This is a genomic window from Caballeronia sp. INML3B, assembly GCF_023631305.1.
GTDB lineage: Bacteria > Pseudomonadota > Gammaproteobacteria > Burkholderiales > Burkholderiaceae > Caballeronia > Caballeronia turbans.
In genome coordinates this window covers 73,212-92,062 of sequence record NZ_JALQDI010000005.1, presented here as the reverse complement: position 1 = coordinate 92,062, position 18,851 = coordinate 73,212, and the positions used below count along the sequence as shown (strand labels likewise).

The following is an 18,851-nucleotide window of genomic DNA, read 5'->3' as shown; positions in this document are numbered from 1 at the left end:
GCCATGAATCTGTCGCGCATCTTCATCGCCCGGCCGGTCGCGACGACGCTCCTCGCGATCGGCATCGCGCTCGCGGGCATGTTCGCGTTCGTGCGGCTGCCCGTGGCGCCGCTGCCGCAGGTCGATTTTCCGACGATCTCCGTGCAGGCGACGCTGCCCGGCGCGAGCCCGGAGACGGTCGCGACAAGCGTGGCGAGCCCGCTGGAGCGGCATCTCGGCACCATCGCCGACGTGAGCGAGATGACGTCGATGAGTTCGGTCGGCTCGACGCGCATCACGCTGCAATTCGGCCTCAATCGCGATATCGACGGCGCCGCGCGCGACGTGCAGGCCGCAATCAACGCCGCGCGCGCCGATCTGCCGACCTCGCTGCGCCAGAACCCGACGTATCACAAGGTCAACCCCGCCGACGCACCGATTCTCGTGCTCGCGCTCTCGTCGCCCACGCGCACGGCGGGCTCGCTTTACGATTCCGCCGCGACCGTGCTGCAGCAGACGCTTTCGACCGTGCCGGGCGTCGGCGAAGTCGACGTGAGCGGCTCGGCGAATCCGGCGGTGCGCGTCGAGCTGGAGCCGGGCGCCCTCTTTCACTACGGCATCGGGCTGGAGGACGTGCGCGCCGCGCTCGCATCGGCGAACGCGAACAGTCCGAAGGGCGCGATCGAGTTCAAGGGCAACCGCGTTCAGCTCTACACCAACGATCAGGCGAGCAAGGCTTCGCAATACAGGGATCTCGTCGTCGCGTACCGCAACGGCTCGGCGGTGAAGCTCTCGGATGTGGGTGAAGTGGTCGATTCGGTCGAAGACCTGCGCAACCTCGGCCTCATCAACAACAAGCGCGCGGTGCTCGTCATTCTGTATCGCCAGCCGGGGGCGAACATCATCGAGACCATCGACCGGGTGAAGTCGATGCTGCCGCAACTTCAGGCGGCGCTGCCCGCCGACGTGCAGATCACGCCGACCGCCGACCGCTCCGTGACGATCCGCTCGTCGCTGCACGATACCGAGCTGACGCTCGTGATCGCGGTGGCGCTGGTCGTGATGGTCGTATTCCTGTTTCTGCGCAACTGGCGCGCGACACTTATACCGAGCGTCGCCGTGCCGATTTCGATCATCGGCACCTTCGCCGCGATGTATCTGCTCGGCTTTTCGCTCGACAACCTGTCGCTGATGGCGCTGACCATCGCGACGGGCTTCGTCGTCGACGACGCCATCGTCGTGCTCGAGAACATCACGCGGCATGTGGAGAAAGGCGTGCCGCGCATGCAGGCCGCGATTTTGGGCGCGCGAGAAGTCGGCTTCACGGTGCTGTCGATCAGCGTGTCGCTCGTCGCGGTGTTCCTGCCTATTCTGCTGATGGGCGGCATCGTCGGGCGGCTGTTCCGCGAGTTCGCGCTGACGCTCTCGCTCGCGATCGCGGTGTCGCTCGTCGTGTCGCTGACCGTCACGCCGATGATGTGCTCGCGCCTCCTCCAGGAACCGCACGACCGCAAGGAAGAGGGCCGCGTCGCACGCTGGCTCGAGCGCCAGTTCGACCGCATGCAGCGCGCCTACGCGCGCACGCTGGGCTGGGCGCTCGCGCATCCGCGCACGATTCTGCTGATTCTGCTCGCGACCATCGGGCTGAACATCTATCTGTACGTCATCGTGCCGAAGGGATTTTTCCCGCAGCAGGACACGGGGCGCATCATCGGCGGCATTCAGGCGGACCAGAGCACGTCGTTCCAGGCAATGAAGATCAAGTTCGCGGAGATGATGAAGATCGTCGAGGCGGATCCGGCCGTGGATAGCGTCGCGGGCTTCACCGGCGGCCGTTCGACCAATTCGGGCTTCATGTTCATTTCGCTTAAACCCAAGAGCGAGCGCAAGGTGTCCGCCGATCAGGTGATCAACCGGTTGCGACGTCCGCTCGCGGACGTCGCGGGCGCGCGCACATTCCTGCAGGCGGTGCAGGACATCCGTGTGGGCGGACGGCAGTCGAATGCGCAATATCAGTTCACGCTGTTGTCTGACACGACATCCGATCTCTACAAATGGGGGCCGCTGCTTACCGACGCGCTGCAAAAGCGGCCCGAGCTCACCGACGTCAATTCCGACCAGCAACAAGGCGGCCTCGAAGCGATGGTCACGTTCGACCGCTCGACCGCCGCGCGCCTCGGCATCAAGCCCGCGCAGATCGACAACACGCTCTACGACGCGTTCGGCCAGCGCCAGGTCTCGACCATCTACAACCCGCTGTCGCAGTATCACGTGGTGATGGAACTCGCGCCGAAATACTGGCAGAACCCGGAGACGCTCAAGCAGATCTACATCAGCACGTCGGGCGGCACGGCGAGCGGCTCGGCATCGACACAATCGACGACGACGTCCGGGGCGACGTCGACCGCGTCCACTTCTGCGACCGGATCGACCGGCGCGGGCGGGTCATCGACGAGCACGAGCGACACCACGGCCGCCCTCGCGCTTGCCGCGGTGAAGAACTCCGCCACCAACGCGATCGCGGCGACGGGCAAGAACGGTTCGTCGTCGGGCGCGGCGGTATCGACGTCGAAGGAAACCATGGTCCCGCTTTCGGCCATCGCGAAGTTCGGGCCGGGCAATACGCCGCTTTCGGTGAATCACCAGAGCCAGTTCGTCGCCTCGACGATTTCGTTCAACCTGCCGCCGGGCAAATCCCTGTCCGACGCGACCGCGGCCATCTACGAAACCATGGCCGAGATCGGCGTGCCGCAGACCATCCACGGCAGCTTTCAGGGCACGGCGCAGGCGTTTCAGCAATCGCTCGACGACCAGCCGCTCCTCATTCTCGCGGCGCTGGCGGCGGTGTATATCGTGCTCGGCATCCTGTACGAGAGCTACATCCATCCGATCACGATTCTTTCGACGCTGCCGTCCGCGGGCATTGGCGCGCTGCTCGCGCTGCTTTTGTTCAAGACGGAGTTCAGCATCATCGCGTTGATCGCGGTGATATTGCTTATCGGCATCGTGAAGAAGAACGCGATCATGATGGTCGATTTCGCGATCGAGGCGACGCGGCACGGCGCGCAGACGCCGCAGGACGCGATTCGCGAAGCGTGTCTGTTGCGGTTCCGCCCGATCATGATGACGACCGCGGCCGCCCTGCTCGGCGCGCTGCCGCTCGCGTTCGGCACGGGCGAAGGCTCGGAGATGCGCGCGCCGCTCGGTATTGCGATCGTCGGCGGGTTGATCGTGAGCCAGATGCTCACGCTCTATACGACGCCGGTCGTGTATCTCTATATGGACCGATTCCGCATTCGTGGGGAGGAGCGGCGTGCGCGGCGACAGCGGCGTGCACGGCCGGCGAGCGCGGCGGAGTGAATGGAGTGAATGGCGTTCTTGGCTTTCGCCCCGGCCGTTCGTACCCCGCCCACGCCAGCCGAAATGCTGCAAACGCAAATGCATCCCACAGCGCGCCACGCAAAAATCGCCTACTTTGTCGGGTAAAGGCTCACTGCGACCACAGCGAAGGAGCGTCCCGCATGAAACCGCTAAGGGTTTTGCTGATCGGCGCACACGGTCGCACGGGCCGACTGATCGCGCAGCGGCTGCGTGACGAAGCCATACCGTTTCGCGCCATGCTGCGCAAATCCGCCCACAGGAGCGAGTTCGCGGCGATGGGCGCCGAAATCGTCCTCGGCGATCTCACCAACGACTTCTCCCACGCCTTCGACGACATCACGCACGTGATCTACGCGGCCGGATCGGCGGAAACGGAAAGCGTGCACGAGCAACGCGCGATCGACCGCGACGCCGTCATGCACGCCGCCGACTACGCAAAGCGCCGGCGCGTGCAGCAGATCGTCGTCATTAGCGCGCTGTCGGCGTTCTATCCCGAGCGCAGCGGATTTGCGCTGCGCCACTATTCGCGGATGAAGCGCGAAGCCGACCAATACGTCGCGCACCGCGGCGTGCCTTACGCGATTCTTCGGCCCGGGCCGCTATCGGATGAACCGGCGCACGGCGCGATCGCGCTTGCCGGCGAACTCACGAAGCACAAGCCCGAGGTGTCGCGCGCCGACGTCGCGCGCGTCGCGCTGCAATGCGTGACATCCGGCATCAACAACCGGATGATCGCGTTCGTCGGCGGCGACGAGCCGATCGACATCGTGCTGGATTCGCTCCGGCTCGAATCCGCGCACACCTTCCGTCACGCCGCGCCGACGAGCCTGTAGCCGACGCCCGTTTCCGTCACGATATGCTCGGGCTGCGCCGGATCGCGCTCGAGCTTCTGGCGCAGATGCGCCATGTAGATGCGCAAGTAATGCGGGCTTTCGACATGCGACGGCCCCCACACTTCCACCAGCAATTGCCGATGCGTCAACACGCGCCCCGCGTGCCGCACGAGCGTCGATAGCAGGCGATATTCGATCGGCGTCAGATGCACGTTTTCGCCGTTCTTCACGACGCGGCGCAGCGCCAGATCGACGCTCACGTCGCCGAACGCGACCACCGGCGTCTCGCTCGCCTGCGCCTGATTACGCCGCCGCAAATGCGCGCGAATCCGCGCCATCAGTTCGGAGACGCCGAAGGGCTTCGTGAGGTAGTCGTCGGCGCCGGCATCGAGCGCGGCCACTTTCTCTTCTTCCTGCGTGCGCGCCGACAGCACGATGATCGGCAACCCCGTCCAGCCGCGCAACTCGCGGATCACGTCGATGCCATCGGTATCGGGCAAACCGAGATCGACGATCACGAGATCGGGCTTGCGCGTCGCGGCTTCGACGAGGCCCTTCTGCCCCGTTTCCGCCTCATGGACCGTCATGCCCTGCGCTTCGAGCGACACGCGCACGAAGCGGCGAATCTGCTTTTCGTCCTCGATCAGGACGACGGTGAAGGACGGCTCGCTCATGGTTCTATTAGTGTTGATGGTGACGAACCGCCCTCGCGCTTCACGTCAGGGCAGAAGGATCGTCGAGCCGGTCGTCTTGCGCGCTTCGAGCTCTTCATGTGCGCGAGCCGCATCGGACAAGGGATAACGCTGGCGCACGTTCGTCTTCACCTTGCCCGAGGAGACGACGTCGAACAACTCCGCCGCCATCGCATCGAGATCGCTGCGTTTGGCGATGTAGCTGAAGAGCGTCGGCCGCGTGAAGTAGAGCGAGCCGCGTCCTGCGAGCTCCGAGGAATCGATCGGCGGCAGCGGCCCCGACGAATTGCCGAAGCTCACAAAAAGGCCGAGCGGCGCGAGGCAATCGAGCGACGCGATGTACGTGTCCTTGCCGATCGAATCGTAGACCACCGGCACGCCCGCGCCGTTGGTGATCTCGCGCACGCGCTGCGTGAAGTTCTCGCGCGTGTAGACGATCGGGTAATCGCAGCCGTGCGCCTTCGCGAGCTCGGCTTTCTCGTCGGAACCGACAGTGCCGATCACCGTCGCGCCCAGCGCCTTCGCCCACTGGCACGCAAGCATGCCGACGCCGCCCGCCGCCGCGTGGATCAGCACCGTATCGCCGGCCTTCACGCGATACGTCCGCCGCAGAAGATATTGCGCGGTCAGGCCTTGCAGCATGATCGACGCGGCGTCCTCATAACTGATCGAATCGGGCAGCCTGACGACGTAATCCGCCGACATCACGCGCTCTTGCGCATACGCGCCCGGCGGACGCGACGCGTACGCCACGCGATCGCCCGGCTTGAATTGCGTGACGCCCTCGCCCACCGCCGTCACCTCGCCGGCGGCCTCCATGCCGAGGCCGCCGGGCAGCGGCATCGGATAAAGACCGGTGCGGAAGTACACGTCGATGAAATTCAGGCCCACCGCATGATGCTTCACGCGGATCTCGCCCTTGCCCGGCGCGCCCACGTCCACGTCGACCCATTTCATGACTTCCGGGCCGCCTGCCTTGTCGAATCGGATTGCCTTGGTCATCGCTTGTTCTCCATCGGTTCGTCAAGCCCGCGCAAAGCGCTGGCGCAAGTCGTCGAGAATCATGCGCGCCGTCGCGATGTTGGTCGCGCACGGCACGTTGTGCACGTCACAGGCGCGCACGAGCGCGTTGATGTCCGGCTCGTGCGGCTGCGGTGTCATCGGATCGCGCAGGAAAATCACGAGGTCGACGCGGCCCTCGGCCAGTTCCGCCCCGATCTGCAGGTCGCCGCCGTGGGGGCCGGAGAGCTTGCGCTCGACCTCCAGCCCGTGCGCCGCCGCGATGCGTCCGCCAGTCGTGCCCGTCGCAACGAGATCGCATTGCGCAAGCGTGTCGACGAACTCGCCCGCGAGCGTGACGATGTCGTCCTTCTTCATGTCGTGCGCGATCAGCGCGACGCGTGTGGTCATATGCGTGATCCTCGATCAGTACGTGCCGGGGTAAGCGCCGCCGTCGATCAGCAGGTTCTGACCGGTGATGTAGCCCGCGTGCACGCTGCATAGAAACGCACACGCCTTGCCGAATTCTTCCGACGTGCCGAAGCGTCCCGCAGGCAGACTCTGCGCTCGACGCGCGCGCATCTCCTCGATCGGGATGTTCTGCGCCTTCGCCTGCGCTTCCATCGTCACGGCGATGCGGTCGGTGTCGAAGGTGCCGGGCAACAGATTGTTGATCGTGACGCCGGTCGATGCGACCTTGCGTGCAACGCCCGCGACGAAGCCCGTGAGCCCGGAACGCGCGCCGTTGGACAGGCCGAGCACGTCGATCGGCGCCTTCACCGACGAACTCGTGATATTCACGATGCGACCGAAGCCGCGCTCGATCATGCCGTCGATGGTCGCCTTGATCAGCTCGATCGGCGTCAGCATGTTGCCTTCCAGCGCCTTGATCCACATGTCGTGCGTGAAGGTGCGGAAGTCGCCCGGCGGCGGGCCGCCCGCGTTGTTGACCAGAATGTCCGGCGCGGGGCACGCGGCGAGCGCGGCGGCGTGGCCTTCGGGCGTCGTGATGTCGCCCGCGACCGTCGTCACGGTGACGCCGTACTGCGCGCGGATGTGCGCGGCCGTCGCTTCGAGCGTTTGCGCCGTGCGCGCGGTGATGACCAGATTCACGCCCTCGGCGGCGAGCGCCTCGGCACAGCCTCGTCCGAGGCCCTTGCTCGCCGCGCACACCAGCGCGGTGCGGCCCGCGATTCCCATGTCCATCGTCCATCCTCCGTCTTCGTTGTAGAGTTGCCTCGCACGCGCGTCGCGGCGCATGCGAGGGTGCCATGTCTCTCGCGCATTCTAGAAGAATCGGGGCGGCAACGTCGGCGGTCCCTCGGCACCACGCGATTCTTCTTAGGTGCGGGCGGCCTTTTGGGTAAACTGTCGCCACTGTCCGCTCCCCGAGCGTCGAAGGCAGAACATCACACGAGCAGGACGCGCAGCGCGCGCGAGACCCATGAAACAAGACAGCCGCTTCCCCAATCTCTTCATCCTCGATCACCCGTTGATCCAGCACAAGCTCACTCACATGCGCGACAAGGACACGTCGACGCGCACGTTCCGCGAGCTGCTGCGGGAAATCACGCTGCTGATGGGCTACGAAATCACGCGCAACCTGCCGCTCACGACCAAGCGCGTGGAAACGCCGCTCGTCGAGATCGACGCGCCGGTGATCGCCGGCAAGAAGCTCGCGATCGTGCCGGTGCTGCGCGCGGGCATCGGCATGTCGGACGGTCTGCTGGATCTGGTGCCGTCGGCGCGCGTCGGGCATATCGGCGTGTATCGGGCCGAGGATCATCGCCCGGTCGAGTATCTCGTGCGGCTCCCGCCCGATCTCGAGGAGCGCGTCTTTATTCTCTGCGATCCGATGGTCGCGACCGGCTACTCGGCGGTGCACGCCGTCGACGTGATGAAGCGCCGCAAGGTGCAGAGCGAGAACATCGTGTTCGTCGCGCTGGTGGCGGCGCCGGAAGGCGTCAAGGTATTCCAGGACGCGCATCCGGAAGTAAAGCTCTACGTTGCGTCCCTCGATTCGCATCTGAACGAGCATGCGTATATCGTCCCGGGGCTCGGCGACGCGGGAGACCGCCTGTTCGGCACGAAGAACTGAGCGTCCGCAACATTTTCGCGATTCCTGTTCATCCCGCCGCGCCGTCCGCGCGGCGGTTTTGCGTTTACTGCCGCCTTTTCGAGTTTTCGCCGCGATTCGCCGGAATTTCACGTCGTTTGCATCACTTTTCCTGTGTCTGTCCGCGCGCAGCGGTTCTGAGAGCGGGCGCCGCCATGCTAAAATTTCGGTCTGTTCCTATCCGGGTTGCGCCAGATTCGGCGATTCGCGAGCGGACTCGCGACCGGCGCACAAGCGCGGCGCGGACAGACACATTCGGCATCACAAAGCACGACAGCACACTAGGCGCACGGCTAGACGCCCGCGCGCGATGGAGAAAGGTAATGGCGGGTCATTCGAAATGGGCCAACATCAAGCATAAGAAAGCCGCGGCCGACGCGAAGAAGGGCAAGGTCTGGACGCGCCTCATCAAGGAAATCCAGGTCGCGGCGCGCATGGGCGGCGGCGAGGTCGATTCGAACCCGCGCCTGCGTCTCGCCGTCGACAAGGCCTACGACGCCAACATGCCGAAGGACAACATCAACCGCGCGATCCAGCGCGGCGTAGGCGGCGTCGATGGCGCGAACTACGAAGAAATCCGTTACGAAGGCTACGGCATCGGCGGCGCGGCGATCATCGTCGACACGATGACGGACAACCGCACGCGCACCGTCGCGGAAGTGCGCCACGCATTTTCGAAGTTCGGCGGCAACATGGGCACGGACGGCTCCGTGTCGTTCATGTTCGATCACGTCGGCCAGTTCCTTTTCGCACCCGGCACGCCGGAAGACAAGCTGATGGATGCGGCGCTCGAAGCCGGCGCGGACGACGTGGTAACGAATGAGGACGGCAGCATCGAGGTGATCTGCCCGCCGAACGACTTTCAGAAGGTGAAAGACGCGCTCGAAGCCGCGGGCTTCAAGGCAGAACTCGCCGAAGTGACGATGAAACCGCAGACGGAAGTCGAATTCAGCGGCGACGACGCAGTGAAGATGCAAAAACTGCTCGACGCGCTCGAAAATCTCGACGACGTGCAGGAAGTCTATACAAACGCGGCGATCAACGAAGACTGAACTTCGTATCGCAGGGGGCGTGGCGCAAACGAAAGCGCCCCGCCCTCGCATGGAACATCTTTCGCTTCGGCTCGCATGCCGGAGCAGCGCCGCGTGATCTTTGCGGCGCGGCATCGCCACTGGAAGGCGCGTGACGCAGCCGATGTCAGCGCGAGCCGCCTTCGCGACGCTTTGACGGTCGTCATGCGCGCAAGCCAGGGGCCGTGCGCCCGCCGCTTTTTCTCAAGCCGCTTTTTGTCAGGATTTCGGGGATTCAAATGAAGTTACTCGTCGTCGGTTCCGGCGGCCGCGAACATGCGCTGGCCTGGAAGCTCGCGCAATCGCCGCGCGTGCAGATCGTCTATGTCGCGCCGGGCAACGGCGGCACCGCGCAGGACGAGCGTCTGCGCAACGTCGACATCACGGACCCGGCGGAACTCGCCGATTTCGTCGAGAAAGAGCATGTAGCATTCACGCTCGTCGGGCCGGAGCAGCCGCTTGCCGCGGGCATCGTCAATGTGTTCCGTTCGCGCGGCCTGAAAATCTTCGGACCGAGCAAGGAAGCCGCGCAGCTCGAAAGCTCGAAGGACTTCGCCAAGGCGTTCATGAAGCGCCACAACATCCCGACGGCCGAATACGAAACCTTCTCCGACGCCGCCGCCGCGCACGCGTACATCGACGCGAAGGGCGCGCCGATCGTCGTCAAGGCGGACGGACTGGCCGCCGGCAAGGGCGTCGTCGTGGCGATGACGCCGGAAGAAGCGCACGCCGCCGTCGATTCGATGCTCGCCGACAACAAGCTCGGCGATGCGGGCGCACGCGTCGTAATCGAGGAGTTTCTCACGGGCGAGGAAGCGAGCTTCATCGTAATGGTGGACGGCAAGCACGTGCTCGCGCTCGCGTCCAGTCAGGACCACAAGCGCCTGCTCGACGGCGACAAGGGCCCGAACACGGGCGGCATGGGTGCGTACTCGCCCGCGCCGATCGTCACGCCGCAGTTGCACGCGCGGGTGATGCGCGAAATCATCCAGCCGACGGTGCGCGGCATGGAAAACGAAGGCATCCGCTTCACGGGCTTCCTGTACGCCGGTCTCATGATCGACGCGAACGGCAATCCGAAAACGCTCGAATTCAATTGCCGCATGGGCGATCCGGAGACGCAGCCGATCATGGCGCGCCTGAAGGGTGACTTCTCGAAGGTCGTGGAAATGGCCATCGACGGCAAGCTCGACAGCGTCGATCTCGACTGGGACCGCCGCACGGCGCTCGGCGTCGTCCTCGCGGCGCACAACTATCCGGAGACGCCGCGCAAGGGCGACCGTATCAGCGGGATTCCGGCGGAAACCGACAGTTCCGTCACTTTCCATGCCGGCACGACGCTCACTGACGGCAAACTCACGACCTCGGGCGGACGCGTGCTGTGCGTCGTCGGTCTGGCGGATTCCGTGCGCGGCGCGCAATCCGTGGTCTACGATACAGTCAACCAGATCTCGTTCGACGGCATGCAGTACCGCCGGGATATCGGTTATCGGGCGGTGAACCGCAAGCAGTCGGCGGACAAGCCCGGCGACAAGCACTGACACGTAACCGCGCGGCTTTTGCCGCACGAATCAACGCGCTGCCGGACCTCGTGTCCGGCAGCGTGCTTTTGAGAGTTTTGAGGCGAAGGGTTTACCCCCGCCCATTCATGGCCGCCCGCAGGGCGCACGCAGCAATCGATGAGTGAACCGAACCGCAGCGCGGAACAACGTAAAGAACACGACGCAGCCCACGATATCGGGGCCGTCCGCGATTATCTGACGGGCCTGCAGACGCGCATCGCCGATGCCCTCGGCGCCTTCGACGGCACCGCCTTCGCCACCGATGCCTGGACGCGCGAGCCCGGCGCGCATCTGCGCGGGGGCGGCGTCACGCGCATCCTGGAAGGCGGCGGCTTTTTCGAGCGCGGCGGCATCGGCTTTTCGGACGTGCAGGGCGACGCGCTGCCGCCCTCCGCCAGCGCGGCGCGTCCGCAGCTTGCGGGACGCGGCTTCGAGGCGCTCGGCGTGTCGCTCGTGATGCATCCGCGCAATCCGCACTGCCCCACTGTGCACATGAATGTGCGCATGCTCACCGCGACGAAGGCAGGCGAAGCGCCGATCTTCTGGTTCGGCGGCGGCATGGATCTCACGCCGATTTACGGCTACGAGGAAGACGCGCGGCATTTCCATCGGATCTGCCGCGACGCGCTCGATCCGTTCGGCGCGGACCTGTATCCGCGCTTCAAGACGTGGTGCGACGAGTACTTCTATCTGAAGCACCGCAACGAGCAGCGCGGCATCGGCGGGATTTTCTTCGACGATTTCTCGGAGCCCGGCTTCGAGCGCTCGTTCGCGATGATGCAAAGCGTCGGCGATGCGTTTCTCAATGCGTATCTGCCTGTCATCGAGCGCCGCCGCGACACGCCGTATTCCGAGCGCGAGCGCGAGTTCCAGGCGTACCGGCGCGGGCGCTACGTCGAATTCAATCTCGTGTTCGACCGCGGCACGCACTTCGGCCTGCAAAGCGGCGGACGCACCGAGTCGATTCTGATGTCGATGCCGCCCGTCGCGAACTGGCGCTACGACTGGAAACCCGAGCCCGGCACGCAAGAAGCGCGGCTGTACGAAGATTTTCTGGTGCGGCGGGAATGGCTGTGACCCGGACCGCACCGGCGCGCGCGTCTTGTGCCAAACGCGTCGGCATATTCGGCGGCACCTTCGATCCGATCCACAACGGGCATCTCGCGCTCGCGCGGCGCTTCGTCGAGTTGCTGCGACTGACCGAGCTCGTGCTGCTGCCCGCCGGCCAGCCGTGGCAGAAGGCGGGCGTATCGGCGCCGGAACATCGGCTGGCGATGACGCGCGCGGCGGCGGCATCGCTCGTGCTCGACGGCGTGCAAGTCATCATCGCCACCGATGAAATCGACCGCCAGGGCGACACCTATACCGTCGACACGCTCGCCCGCTGGCGCGAGCGCGAAGGCGCGGATGCGTCGCTTTCGTTGCTGATGGGCGCGGATCAGCTCGTCAAGCTCGACTCGTGGCATCAATGGATGCGGCTCTTCGACTACGCGCATATCTGCGTGGAAACGCGCCCGGGATTCGATGTCTCGACGCTGCCGGCGGTGGTCGCCGCGCAAGTCGGACAGCGCGCCGCATCGCCCGAAACACTGCAAGCGAGCCCGCACGGGCACGTGCTCGTCGACGAGACGCTTCTACTCGACGTATCCGCCACGGCGATCCGCGAGGAAGCGCGCACGATGACAGACGAACACGGCGCCCGCGCACATGCACGCAATCAGGTCCCGCCCGCTGTATGGGACTATATTGTTCAACATCACCTGTACCAGACACGGTAACTATGGAACTTCAGAAGCTTCAACGCGCGATTATCGACGGTCTCGAAGACGTCAAGGCGCAAGACATCAAGGTGTTCAACACGACCCATCTGACGTCGCTGTTCGACCGCGTGGTCGTGGCGAGCGGCACGTCCAACCGGCAGACCAAGGCGCTCGCCAATAGCGTGCGCGAGAAGGTCAAGGAAGCCGGCGGCGACATCATCAGCACGGAAGGCGAAGAGATCGGCGAATGGGTGCTGGTCGATTGCGGCGACGCGGTCGTCCACATCCTGCAACCCGCGCTGCGCCAGTACTACAACCTCGAGGAAGTCTGGGGCGACAAGCCCGTGCGCGTGAAGCTGCAAACGCCGAACATGTTCGGCGGCGCGAACGTGACCGCCGACGAAGACGAGGACGAGGAAGACGCCGCACCCGCGGTCAAACGTCCCGCGCGCAAGACCACGCGCAAGCACTGAAGCCGCTTCATTCGATGAAGCTGGTCATCCTCGCCGTCGGACACAAGATGCCCGACTGGATCACGAATGGCTTCGACGAATACGCGAAGCGCATGCCGCCCGAACTGCGCATCGAGCTGAAGGAAATCAAGCCCGAACAGCGCTCGGCGGGACGCAATGCCGAAAGCGTGATGGCGGCCGAGAAGCAGCGCATCGAAGCCGCCTTGCCGAAGAACGCGCGCGTCGTCGCACTCGACGAACGCGGCCGCGACTGGACCACGATGCAACTCGCGAACGCCCTGCCCGGCTGGCAACAGGACGGGCGTGATGTCGCGTTCGTGATCGGCGGTGCGGACGGGCTCGATCCGGCAGTGAAAGCGCGCGCCGAACTGATGCTGCGCGTGTCGAGTCTCACGCTGCCGCATGGCATGGTGCGCGTGCTGCTCGCCGAACAGCTTTACCGCGCGTGGAGCATCACGCAGAATCATCCCTATCATCGCGCGTGAGGCTTTTTCGACGTTGGATCGAATGCCGTGCGCGCCATTCGAACCCGACTTCAAGATGCCGACTCATCGCTTCGTTTATCTCGCGTCTCAAAGCCCGCGCCGTCAGGAGCTGCTGCGTCAGCTCGGCGTGCAGTACGAACTCCTGCTTCCCCGTCCCGATGAAGACGCCGAAGCGCTCGAAACCGAGCTGCCAGGCGAGTCCGCCGATGCATATGTCGTGCGCGTATGCGCGCTGAAGGCGCACGCGGCGCGCGCGCGGCTGCTTGCGGGCGGCCATGCAAGCGCGCCGGTGCTGGTCGCCGATACGACCGTGACCATCGACGGCCTGATCCTCGGCAAGCCGCGGCACGAAGAAGACGCGGTTGCGATGCTCGAACGCCTCGCGGGACGCGAGCACGAAGTGCTGACGGCGCTCGCCGTCGTCGATGCGGATGGCGCGCTTCTCGAACCTGCACTCTCGCGCTCGACGGTGCGTTTCGCGCGTGCCGATCGTGCTGCGCTGCAGCGCTATGCGGCGTCCGGCGAGCCGCTCGGCAAGGCGGGCGCGTACGGCATACAGGGACGCGCGGCGGAGTTCATCGAGCGAATCGACGGGTCCTATTCGGGTATCATGGGTTTGCCCCTTTTCGAAACAGCAGCACTCTTGCGCGTGGCGCGCGTCGCATTCTAAACAGGCCATGAACGAAGAAATCCTGATCAACGTCACACCGCAGGAATCCCGGGTCGCACTGGTTCAGCAAGGCGCCGTTCAGGAACTTCACGTCGAGCGCACGCTTTCGCGCGGACGCGTCGGCAATGTCTATCTCGGCCGTGTCGTGCGCGTGCTGCCGGGCATGCAGTCCGCGTTCATCGATATCGGTCTCGAGCGCGCCGCGTTTCTTCATGTCGCCGACATCTGGCATCCGCGCATCGCGGGCGAGCCGCATTCGTCGGCGCCGCATGTGCCGATCGAGAAGATCGTCTTCGAAGGGCAATCGCTGATGGTGCAGGTCGTGAAGGACCCGATCGGCACGAAGGGCGCGCGGCTGTCGACGCAGGTGAGCATTGCGGGACGCACGCTCGTTTATCTGCCGCAGGAGCCGCATATCGGCATCTCGCAGAAGATCGAGAGCGAGGCGGAGCGCGAGGCCGTGCGCGCGCGCCTCACGGCCGTGTTGCCCGCCGACGAGAAAGGCGGCTACATCGTGCGGACCATTGCCGAAGACGCGACGAGCGAAGAGCTCGCGGCCGATGTCGCGTACCTGCGCAAGACCTGGGCGACGATCGTCGCTCAAGCGCAGCGCGTGCCGCCCACGACGCTGCTCTATCAGGACCTGAACCTCGCGCAACGCGTATTGCGCGACTTCGTCAATGACGAGACCACGCGCATTCAGGTCGATTCGCGCGAAACATATCAGATGCTCGCCGACTTCGCGGCGGAGTTCACGCCGGCGGTGGCTTCGCGTCTGCATCACTACACCGGCGAGCGGCCGCTCTTCGATCTGTACAACATCGAAGCGGAGATCCAGCGCGCGCTGTCGCGGCGCGTCGATCTCAAGTCGGGCGGTTACCTGATGATCGACCAGACCGAGGCGATGACGACCATCGACGTCAATACGGGCGGCTACGTCGGCGCGCGCAACTTCGACGACACGATCTTCAAGACGAATCTCGAAGCGGCGCATACCATCGCGCGGCAACTGCGCCTCAGGAATCTCGGCGGGATCATCATCATCGACTTCATCGACATGGAGAATGTCGAGCACCGCGATCAGGTCCTGGGGGAACTCAAGAAGGCTTTGTCACGGGACCGCACGCGCGTGACGGTGAACGGGTTCTCGCAGCTCGGGCTGGTGGAGATGACGAGAAAGCGCACGCGTGAGTCACTGGCTCACGTATTGTGCGAACCGTGCCCGACGTGCGAGGGGAAAGGTCAGGTGAAGACGCCGCGCACCGTGTGCTACGACGTGCTGCGCGAAATCATGCGCGAGTCGCGGCAGTTCAATCCGCGTGAGTTCCGGGTGGTCGCGTCGCAGCAGGTCATCGATCTCTTTCTCGAAGAAGAGTCACAGCATCTGGCGATGCTGATGGACTTCATCGGGAAGCCGGTTTCATTGCAGGTGGAGAGCAATCTCAGTCAGGAGCAGTACGACATCGTGCTGATGTAGGTTCCGCGACAACCTCGCCCGAAGCGCATTCGAGCGAGGTCCGCAACCGTGACGCAACGCAGCCTTCGCGCCTCACGCCGCCTGCTGCTGATACTGAATCCGATGCAGATGGGCATACAACCCATCCTTGCGCAACAGCTCGGCATGACTTCCCTGCTCCGCGATCTTCCCTGCTTCCATTACGAGAATGCGGTCCGCGCGCTCGATCGTCGACAACCGGTGCGCGATGACGAGCGTGGTGCGTCCTTTCATGAGCGTCTCGAGCGCCGACTGCACGTGGCGCTCCGATTCCGAATCCAGCGCTGAGGTCGCTTCGTCGAGAATCAGGATCGGCGCGTCTTTATAGATCGCCCGCGCGATCGCGAGACGCTGGCGCTGCCCGCCCGAGAGCCGCATGCCGTTACCGCCGACCAGCGTGTCGATCCCATCCGGCAGCGACGACACCACATCCGACAGATTCGCCGCGGCGAGCGCCGACATCACGCGCTCGCGATCCGGCGTCTGACCATACGCGACGTTCGCCGCGATCGTATCGTTGAAGAGCACGACGTCCTGGCTGACCATCGCAAGCTGACCGCGCAGATCGTGCAGGTTGTACTCGGTGATCGGCACGCCATCGACGAGCACCTGACCGGCGCGCGGATCGAAGAAGCGCGGCAGCAAATTCACGAGCGTCGTCTTGCCGCTGCCCGACGGACCCGCAAGCGCGACCATCTCGCCCGGCGCAACCTTGAACGACACGCGATCGAGCGTCGGCCGGTCGATGGAGCCGTAGCTGAACGTCACGTCGCGGAATTCGACCTCGCCGCGTGCGCGCGGAAGACGCCGCCCGCCGCCCTCGGGCTCGGCCGGTTCGTCGATCAGGCCGAAGATCAGCTCGGCCGCCGTCATGCCGCGCTGCAGGGGCTGGTTGATATCGATCAGATGCTTGAGCGGCGAGATCACGAGCAGCATCGACGTGACGAACGCGACGAAACCGCCGACCGTGGTTTGATCGTTCGCCGACTGCACGACCGCGATCGTGATGACGATCGCCAGCGCGATCGACGCGAGAAACTGCGTGAGCGGCTGTGCGAGCCCGCCCGATACCTGCATGCGCATCGCATAGCCGCGCAGGCGATGGCTCATCTCCGAGAATCGGCCAATCTCATACGGCTCGCCGTTGTGCACCTTCACGACCTTGTAGCCGCCGACCGTCTCCTCGACGATATACGACAGCTCGTTGGTCAGCGTCTGATGCTCGCGGTTCAGGCGCCGCAGCCGGCGGTTGATCTTGCTGACGAGCCAGCCGATCGCGGGGAGGATCACCGCGACGATCAGCGTGAGGCGCCAGTTGAGGATGAACAGATAGCCGAGAAGGAAGACGACCGTGAGCGAATCGCGCACGAGGGTGACGACCACGCTCGACAGCACGCTCAGGATCTGATTGACCTCGAAGACGATCGCGTTGATGACCGTGCTCGCTGTCTCGCGCTGGAAGAAGCCGGCGCTCGTGTGGATCATGCGGTGGAACATTTCGAGCCGCAGTTGCAGCAGGATCTTGTTCGTCACGTAGGAAAGAAAATAGCCGGATGCGTATTGCGCCGCGCCGCGCACGAGCGCGAGGCCGATGACCGCGGCCGGCACGAGCCACTTCGCGTGATCGCTGCTCTTGGCGCCGAAGCCGTGGTCGAGCAAAGGCTTCAGCAGCATCGGGATGCCCGCCTCGGTCGCGGCGACGATGCCCATCGTCAACAGGCCGAGAAGAACCATGCCCATCAGCGGTCGGATGTACGGCCATAGGCGTTTCATGACCGCCGTGGGCGAGCTGCTTTCGCCCGCGCCGATGGTCTTGCGCAATGTCTGCTTCTCGCTCAAATCTTTCCTCGGTGTTCGGTTTGCATGAAAGTGCGCCAGTTTGATTCGCCGCGCGGGTCAGCATACGAGAATCCGCCATTCTAATCCTGTGAGGGACGCTATCGAAGAAACGCCTGTGCAGCCGATCCCGATGGAATCGAGCGCGATGCTCCCAGGTGCTGTCGCATGGGCGAACGCCACGATGAAAAGAATGAGGGGCGCGCCAGTTTAGAGAAACAAATCCGGCTGAAAACGATACGTTTTTGTCGTCATGGACCTTCCGCCAGCATCTCCTCCAGCGCCCGGCTCACCGCTTCGAGCGAAATGAGGCCCATGCATGCGGCATGATCGCCGCGCCAGGCGACACACGTCGTTTCATTGCGATCGCAGCGGCGTACCCACGAAACATGCCGCCGAAAAATGATCGGCTCGTCGCGGCACGGCATGTCGACGATGGAAACCGGCCTGAAGGGCGCGTCGCGCCAGAATTCGCCCGCGCCGTGAATCATCGCGTTGCCCGGACCGAAGAGCGTTACTGTCGGCACGCCCACCATTCGCCCCAGGTGCGCGACGCCCGTGTCGGGACAGACGACTGCGCGCGCGCGCCCAAACAGCCACCAGAGTTCGCCGAGCCCCATACGGCCCGCGAAGCTCGGATATCGTCCTTCAGGGTCGATTGCACGTACCAGGTCGGCTTCAGTCGGACCGCCGCTCCACACCGGCACGTAGCCGAGCGCCTCGATGAGCCCGGCGAGCGCGCGCCAGCGATCGTTCGGCCAGCGCTTGACAGACGTGCTCGCGCCCGGATGCAGCACCACGTAGGGTCGCGCGAGCAACGCGGCGTCCGCCTGCGTGAGCGGCGCGCTCGCCGGCGCCGGCCAGTCGCTCGGGCGATAAGGCGCTGGCGGCGGCCCGTCGATTAGCGTCGCGGCGATGTCGGCCCATGCAGCGGGTTCCGGCGGATAGGGATGCAACTCGTCGAGCGGCCAGTTCTTCCACGCGGGCGTGTCGCCGCCGTGGCCTATGATCCACCGGCACTTCGCGGCGATGGCGAGCCACGCGTGACGATTGTCGCCGACTACGATGCCGAGATCGTACGGGCCGGACTTCAGCACGGCCGAGACGCTAGCGGCATCACGCGGATCGAAGGGCAGCGCCTCCGCGCCATAGGGACGTCCCGCGTAGAGCGGCATGATCGCCTTCGGACACGTGAGCGCGATGCGCGCGTGCGGATATTGCATGCGCAGCTTCGCGACGAGCGGCGTCAGCAGCAAGGTATCGCCGAGCAGCAAGTGATGCGCGATCAGAATGCTCGACACGTCGGTCGGCCTCTGGCGGAACGCCTTGAACGCAAGCTTGGGTATCGCTCGGGCAATGATGCGTATGCGCCCGGAGAGTCGGCTCATAGAATCAAAACAGGATTGCTCGGGGTGCTGTCCACCGGCGAAGCAGGCGCAAAACACGCTTCTGCTGCAGATGGGATTCGTCAGGCCGCATGTTTCATGGCCACCGATGCGG

At 64.7% G+C, this 18,851-nt stretch carries 17 protein-coding genes; 11 read left to right on the top strand and 6 right to left on the bottom strand.

Going from position 1 to position 18,851, the window contains the following annotated elements:
* The first annotated feature begins 3 nt into the window (after positions 1 to 3).
* The gene (locus NCS58_RS05250; protein ID WP_250538029.1) at positions 4 to 3,339 is read left to right on the top strand and encodes an efflux RND transporter permease subunit; all 3,336 of its coding nucleotides are present in this window, start codon (positions 4 to 6) and stop codon (positions 3,337 to 3,339) included.
* 161 nt (positions 3,340 to 3,500) lie between these two features.
* Positions 3,501 to 4,193, top strand: coding sequence for an SDR family oxidoreductase (locus tag NCS58_RS05245; protein ID WP_250538028.1), 693 nt, complete (start codon positions 3,501 to 3,503; stop codon positions 4,191 to 4,193).
* Here NCS58_RS05245 and kdpE read toward each other — a convergent pair.
* The 4 genes from kdpE to NCS58_RS05225 are packed head-to-tail and all read right to left on the bottom strand — an operon-like array spanning position 4,169 to position 7,090.
* Positions 4,169 to 4,867, bottom strand: a complete 699-nt coding sequence (kdpE, locus tag NCS58_RS05240) for a two-component system response regulator KdpE (protein WP_061119927.1) — start codon at positions 4,865 to 4,867, stop codon at positions 4,169 to 4,171. The genes NCS58_RS05245 and kdpE overlap by 25 nt on opposite strands.
* A gap of 45 nt (positions 4,868 to 4,912) precedes the next feature.
* Positions 4,913 to 5,887, bottom strand: a complete 975-nt coding sequence (locus tag NCS58_RS05235) for a quinone oxidoreductase (protein WP_061119928.1) — start codon at positions 5,885 to 5,887, stop codon at positions 4,913 to 4,915.
* Positions 5,888 to 5,908: 21 nt separating this feature from the next.
* Positions 5,909 to 6,295, bottom strand: a complete 387-nt coding sequence (locus tag NCS58_RS05230) for a methylglyoxal synthase (RefSeq protein WP_061119929.1) — start codon at positions 6,293 to 6,295, stop codon at positions 5,909 to 5,911.
* Positions 6,296 to 6,310: 15 nt separating this feature from the next.
* Positions 6,311 to 7,090, bottom strand: a complete 780-nt coding sequence (locus NCS58_RS05225) for an SDR family oxidoreductase (RefSeq protein ID WP_061119949.1) — start codon at positions 7,088 to 7,090, stop codon at positions 6,311 to 6,313.
* 238 nt (positions 7,091 to 7,328) lie between these two features.
* On the opposite strand from NCS58_RS05225, the gene upp reads away from it, so the two are divergent.
* From upp to rng, 9 genes are all read left to right on the top strand, one after another.
* On the top strand, positions 7,329 to 7,982 hold the full coding sequence (upp, locus tag NCS58_RS05220) for a uracil phosphoribosyltransferase (RefSeq protein ID WP_250476500.1): 654 nt from the start codon (positions 7,329 to 7,331) through the stop codon (positions 7,980 to 7,982).
* A 341-nt stretch (positions 7,983 to 8,323) separates the two neighbouring features.
* Positions 8,324 to 9,052 carry a YebC/PmpR family DNA-binding transcriptional regulator gene (locus NCS58_RS05215; protein WP_061119931.1) on the top strand — a complete coding sequence of 243 codons (729 nt, stop codon included), beginning with the start codon at positions 8,324 to 8,326 and terminating at the stop codon, positions 9,050 to 9,052.
* Between the two features lie 257 nt (positions 9,053 to 9,309).
* Positions 9,310 to 10,611 (top strand): phosphoribosylamine--glycine ligase, encoded by a 1,302-nt coding sequence (purD, locus tag NCS58_RS05210; RefSeq protein ID WP_061119933.1) that lies wholly within the window; start codon positions 9,310 to 9,312, stop codon positions 10,609 to 10,611.
* A 138-nt stretch (positions 10,612 to 10,749) separates the two neighbouring features.
* Entirely contained in the window at positions 10,750 to 11,709 is a 960-nt protein-coding gene (gene hemF / locus NCS58_RS05205; protein WP_061119934.1) for an oxygen-dependent coproporphyrinogen oxidase, read from the top strand.
* Positions 11,700 to 12,410, top strand: a complete 711-nt coding sequence (locus NCS58_RS05200) for a nicotinate-nucleotide adenylyltransferase (RefSeq protein ID WP_250538027.1) — start codon at positions 11,700 to 11,702, stop codon at positions 12,408 to 12,410. Before hemF ends, NCS58_RS05200 begins: the two co-directional genes overlap by 10 nt.
* Before the next feature lie 2 nt (positions 12,411 to 12,412).
* The gene (gene rsfS / locus NCS58_RS05195; protein ID WP_061119936.1) at positions 12,413 to 12,865 is read left to right on the top strand and encodes a ribosome silencing factor; all 453 of its coding nucleotides are present in this window, start codon (positions 12,413 to 12,415) and stop codon (positions 12,863 to 12,865) included.
* 14 nt (positions 12,866 to 12,879) lie between these two features.
* Positions 12,880 to 13,350 carry a 23S rRNA (pseudouridine(1915)-N(3))-methyltransferase RlmH gene (rlmH, locus tag NCS58_RS05190; RefSeq protein WP_061119937.1) on the top strand — a complete coding sequence of 157 codons (471 nt, stop codon included), beginning with the start codon at positions 12,880 to 12,882 and terminating at the stop codon, positions 13,348 to 13,350.
* Between the two features lie 55 nt (positions 13,351 to 13,405).
* The gene (locus NCS58_RS05185; protein ID WP_061119950.1) at positions 13,406 to 14,020 is read left to right on the top strand and encodes a nucleoside triphosphate pyrophosphatase; all 615 of its coding nucleotides are present in this window, start codon (positions 13,406 to 13,408) and stop codon (positions 14,018 to 14,020) included.
* 7 nt (positions 14,021 to 14,027) lie between these two features.
* Entirely contained in the window at positions 14,028 to 15,497 is a 1,470-nt protein-coding gene (gene rng, locus NCS58_RS05180; RefSeq protein ID WP_061119938.1) for a ribonuclease G, read from the top strand.
* A 72-nt stretch (positions 15,498 to 15,569) separates the two neighbouring features.
* On the opposite strand, the gene msbA is transcribed toward rng, so the two are convergent.
* Both msbA and NCS58_RS05170 read right to left on the bottom strand, forming a co-directional pair.
* Positions 15,570 to 17,288 carry a lipid A export permease/ATP-binding protein MsbA gene (gene msbA / locus NCS58_RS05175; protein WP_409219258.1) on the bottom strand — a complete coding sequence of 573 codons (1,719 nt, stop codon included), beginning with the start codon at positions 17,286 to 17,288 and terminating at the stop codon, positions 15,570 to 15,572.
* A 314-nt stretch (positions 17,289 to 17,602) separates the two neighbouring features.
* Positions 17,603 to 18,739 carry a glycosyltransferase family 9 protein gene (locus tag NCS58_RS05170; protein WP_250538026.1) on the bottom strand — a complete coding sequence of 379 codons (1,137 nt, stop codon included), beginning with the start codon at positions 18,737 to 18,739 and terminating at the stop codon, positions 17,603 to 17,605.
* Between the last annotated feature and the right edge of the window lie 112 nt (positions 18,740 to 18,851).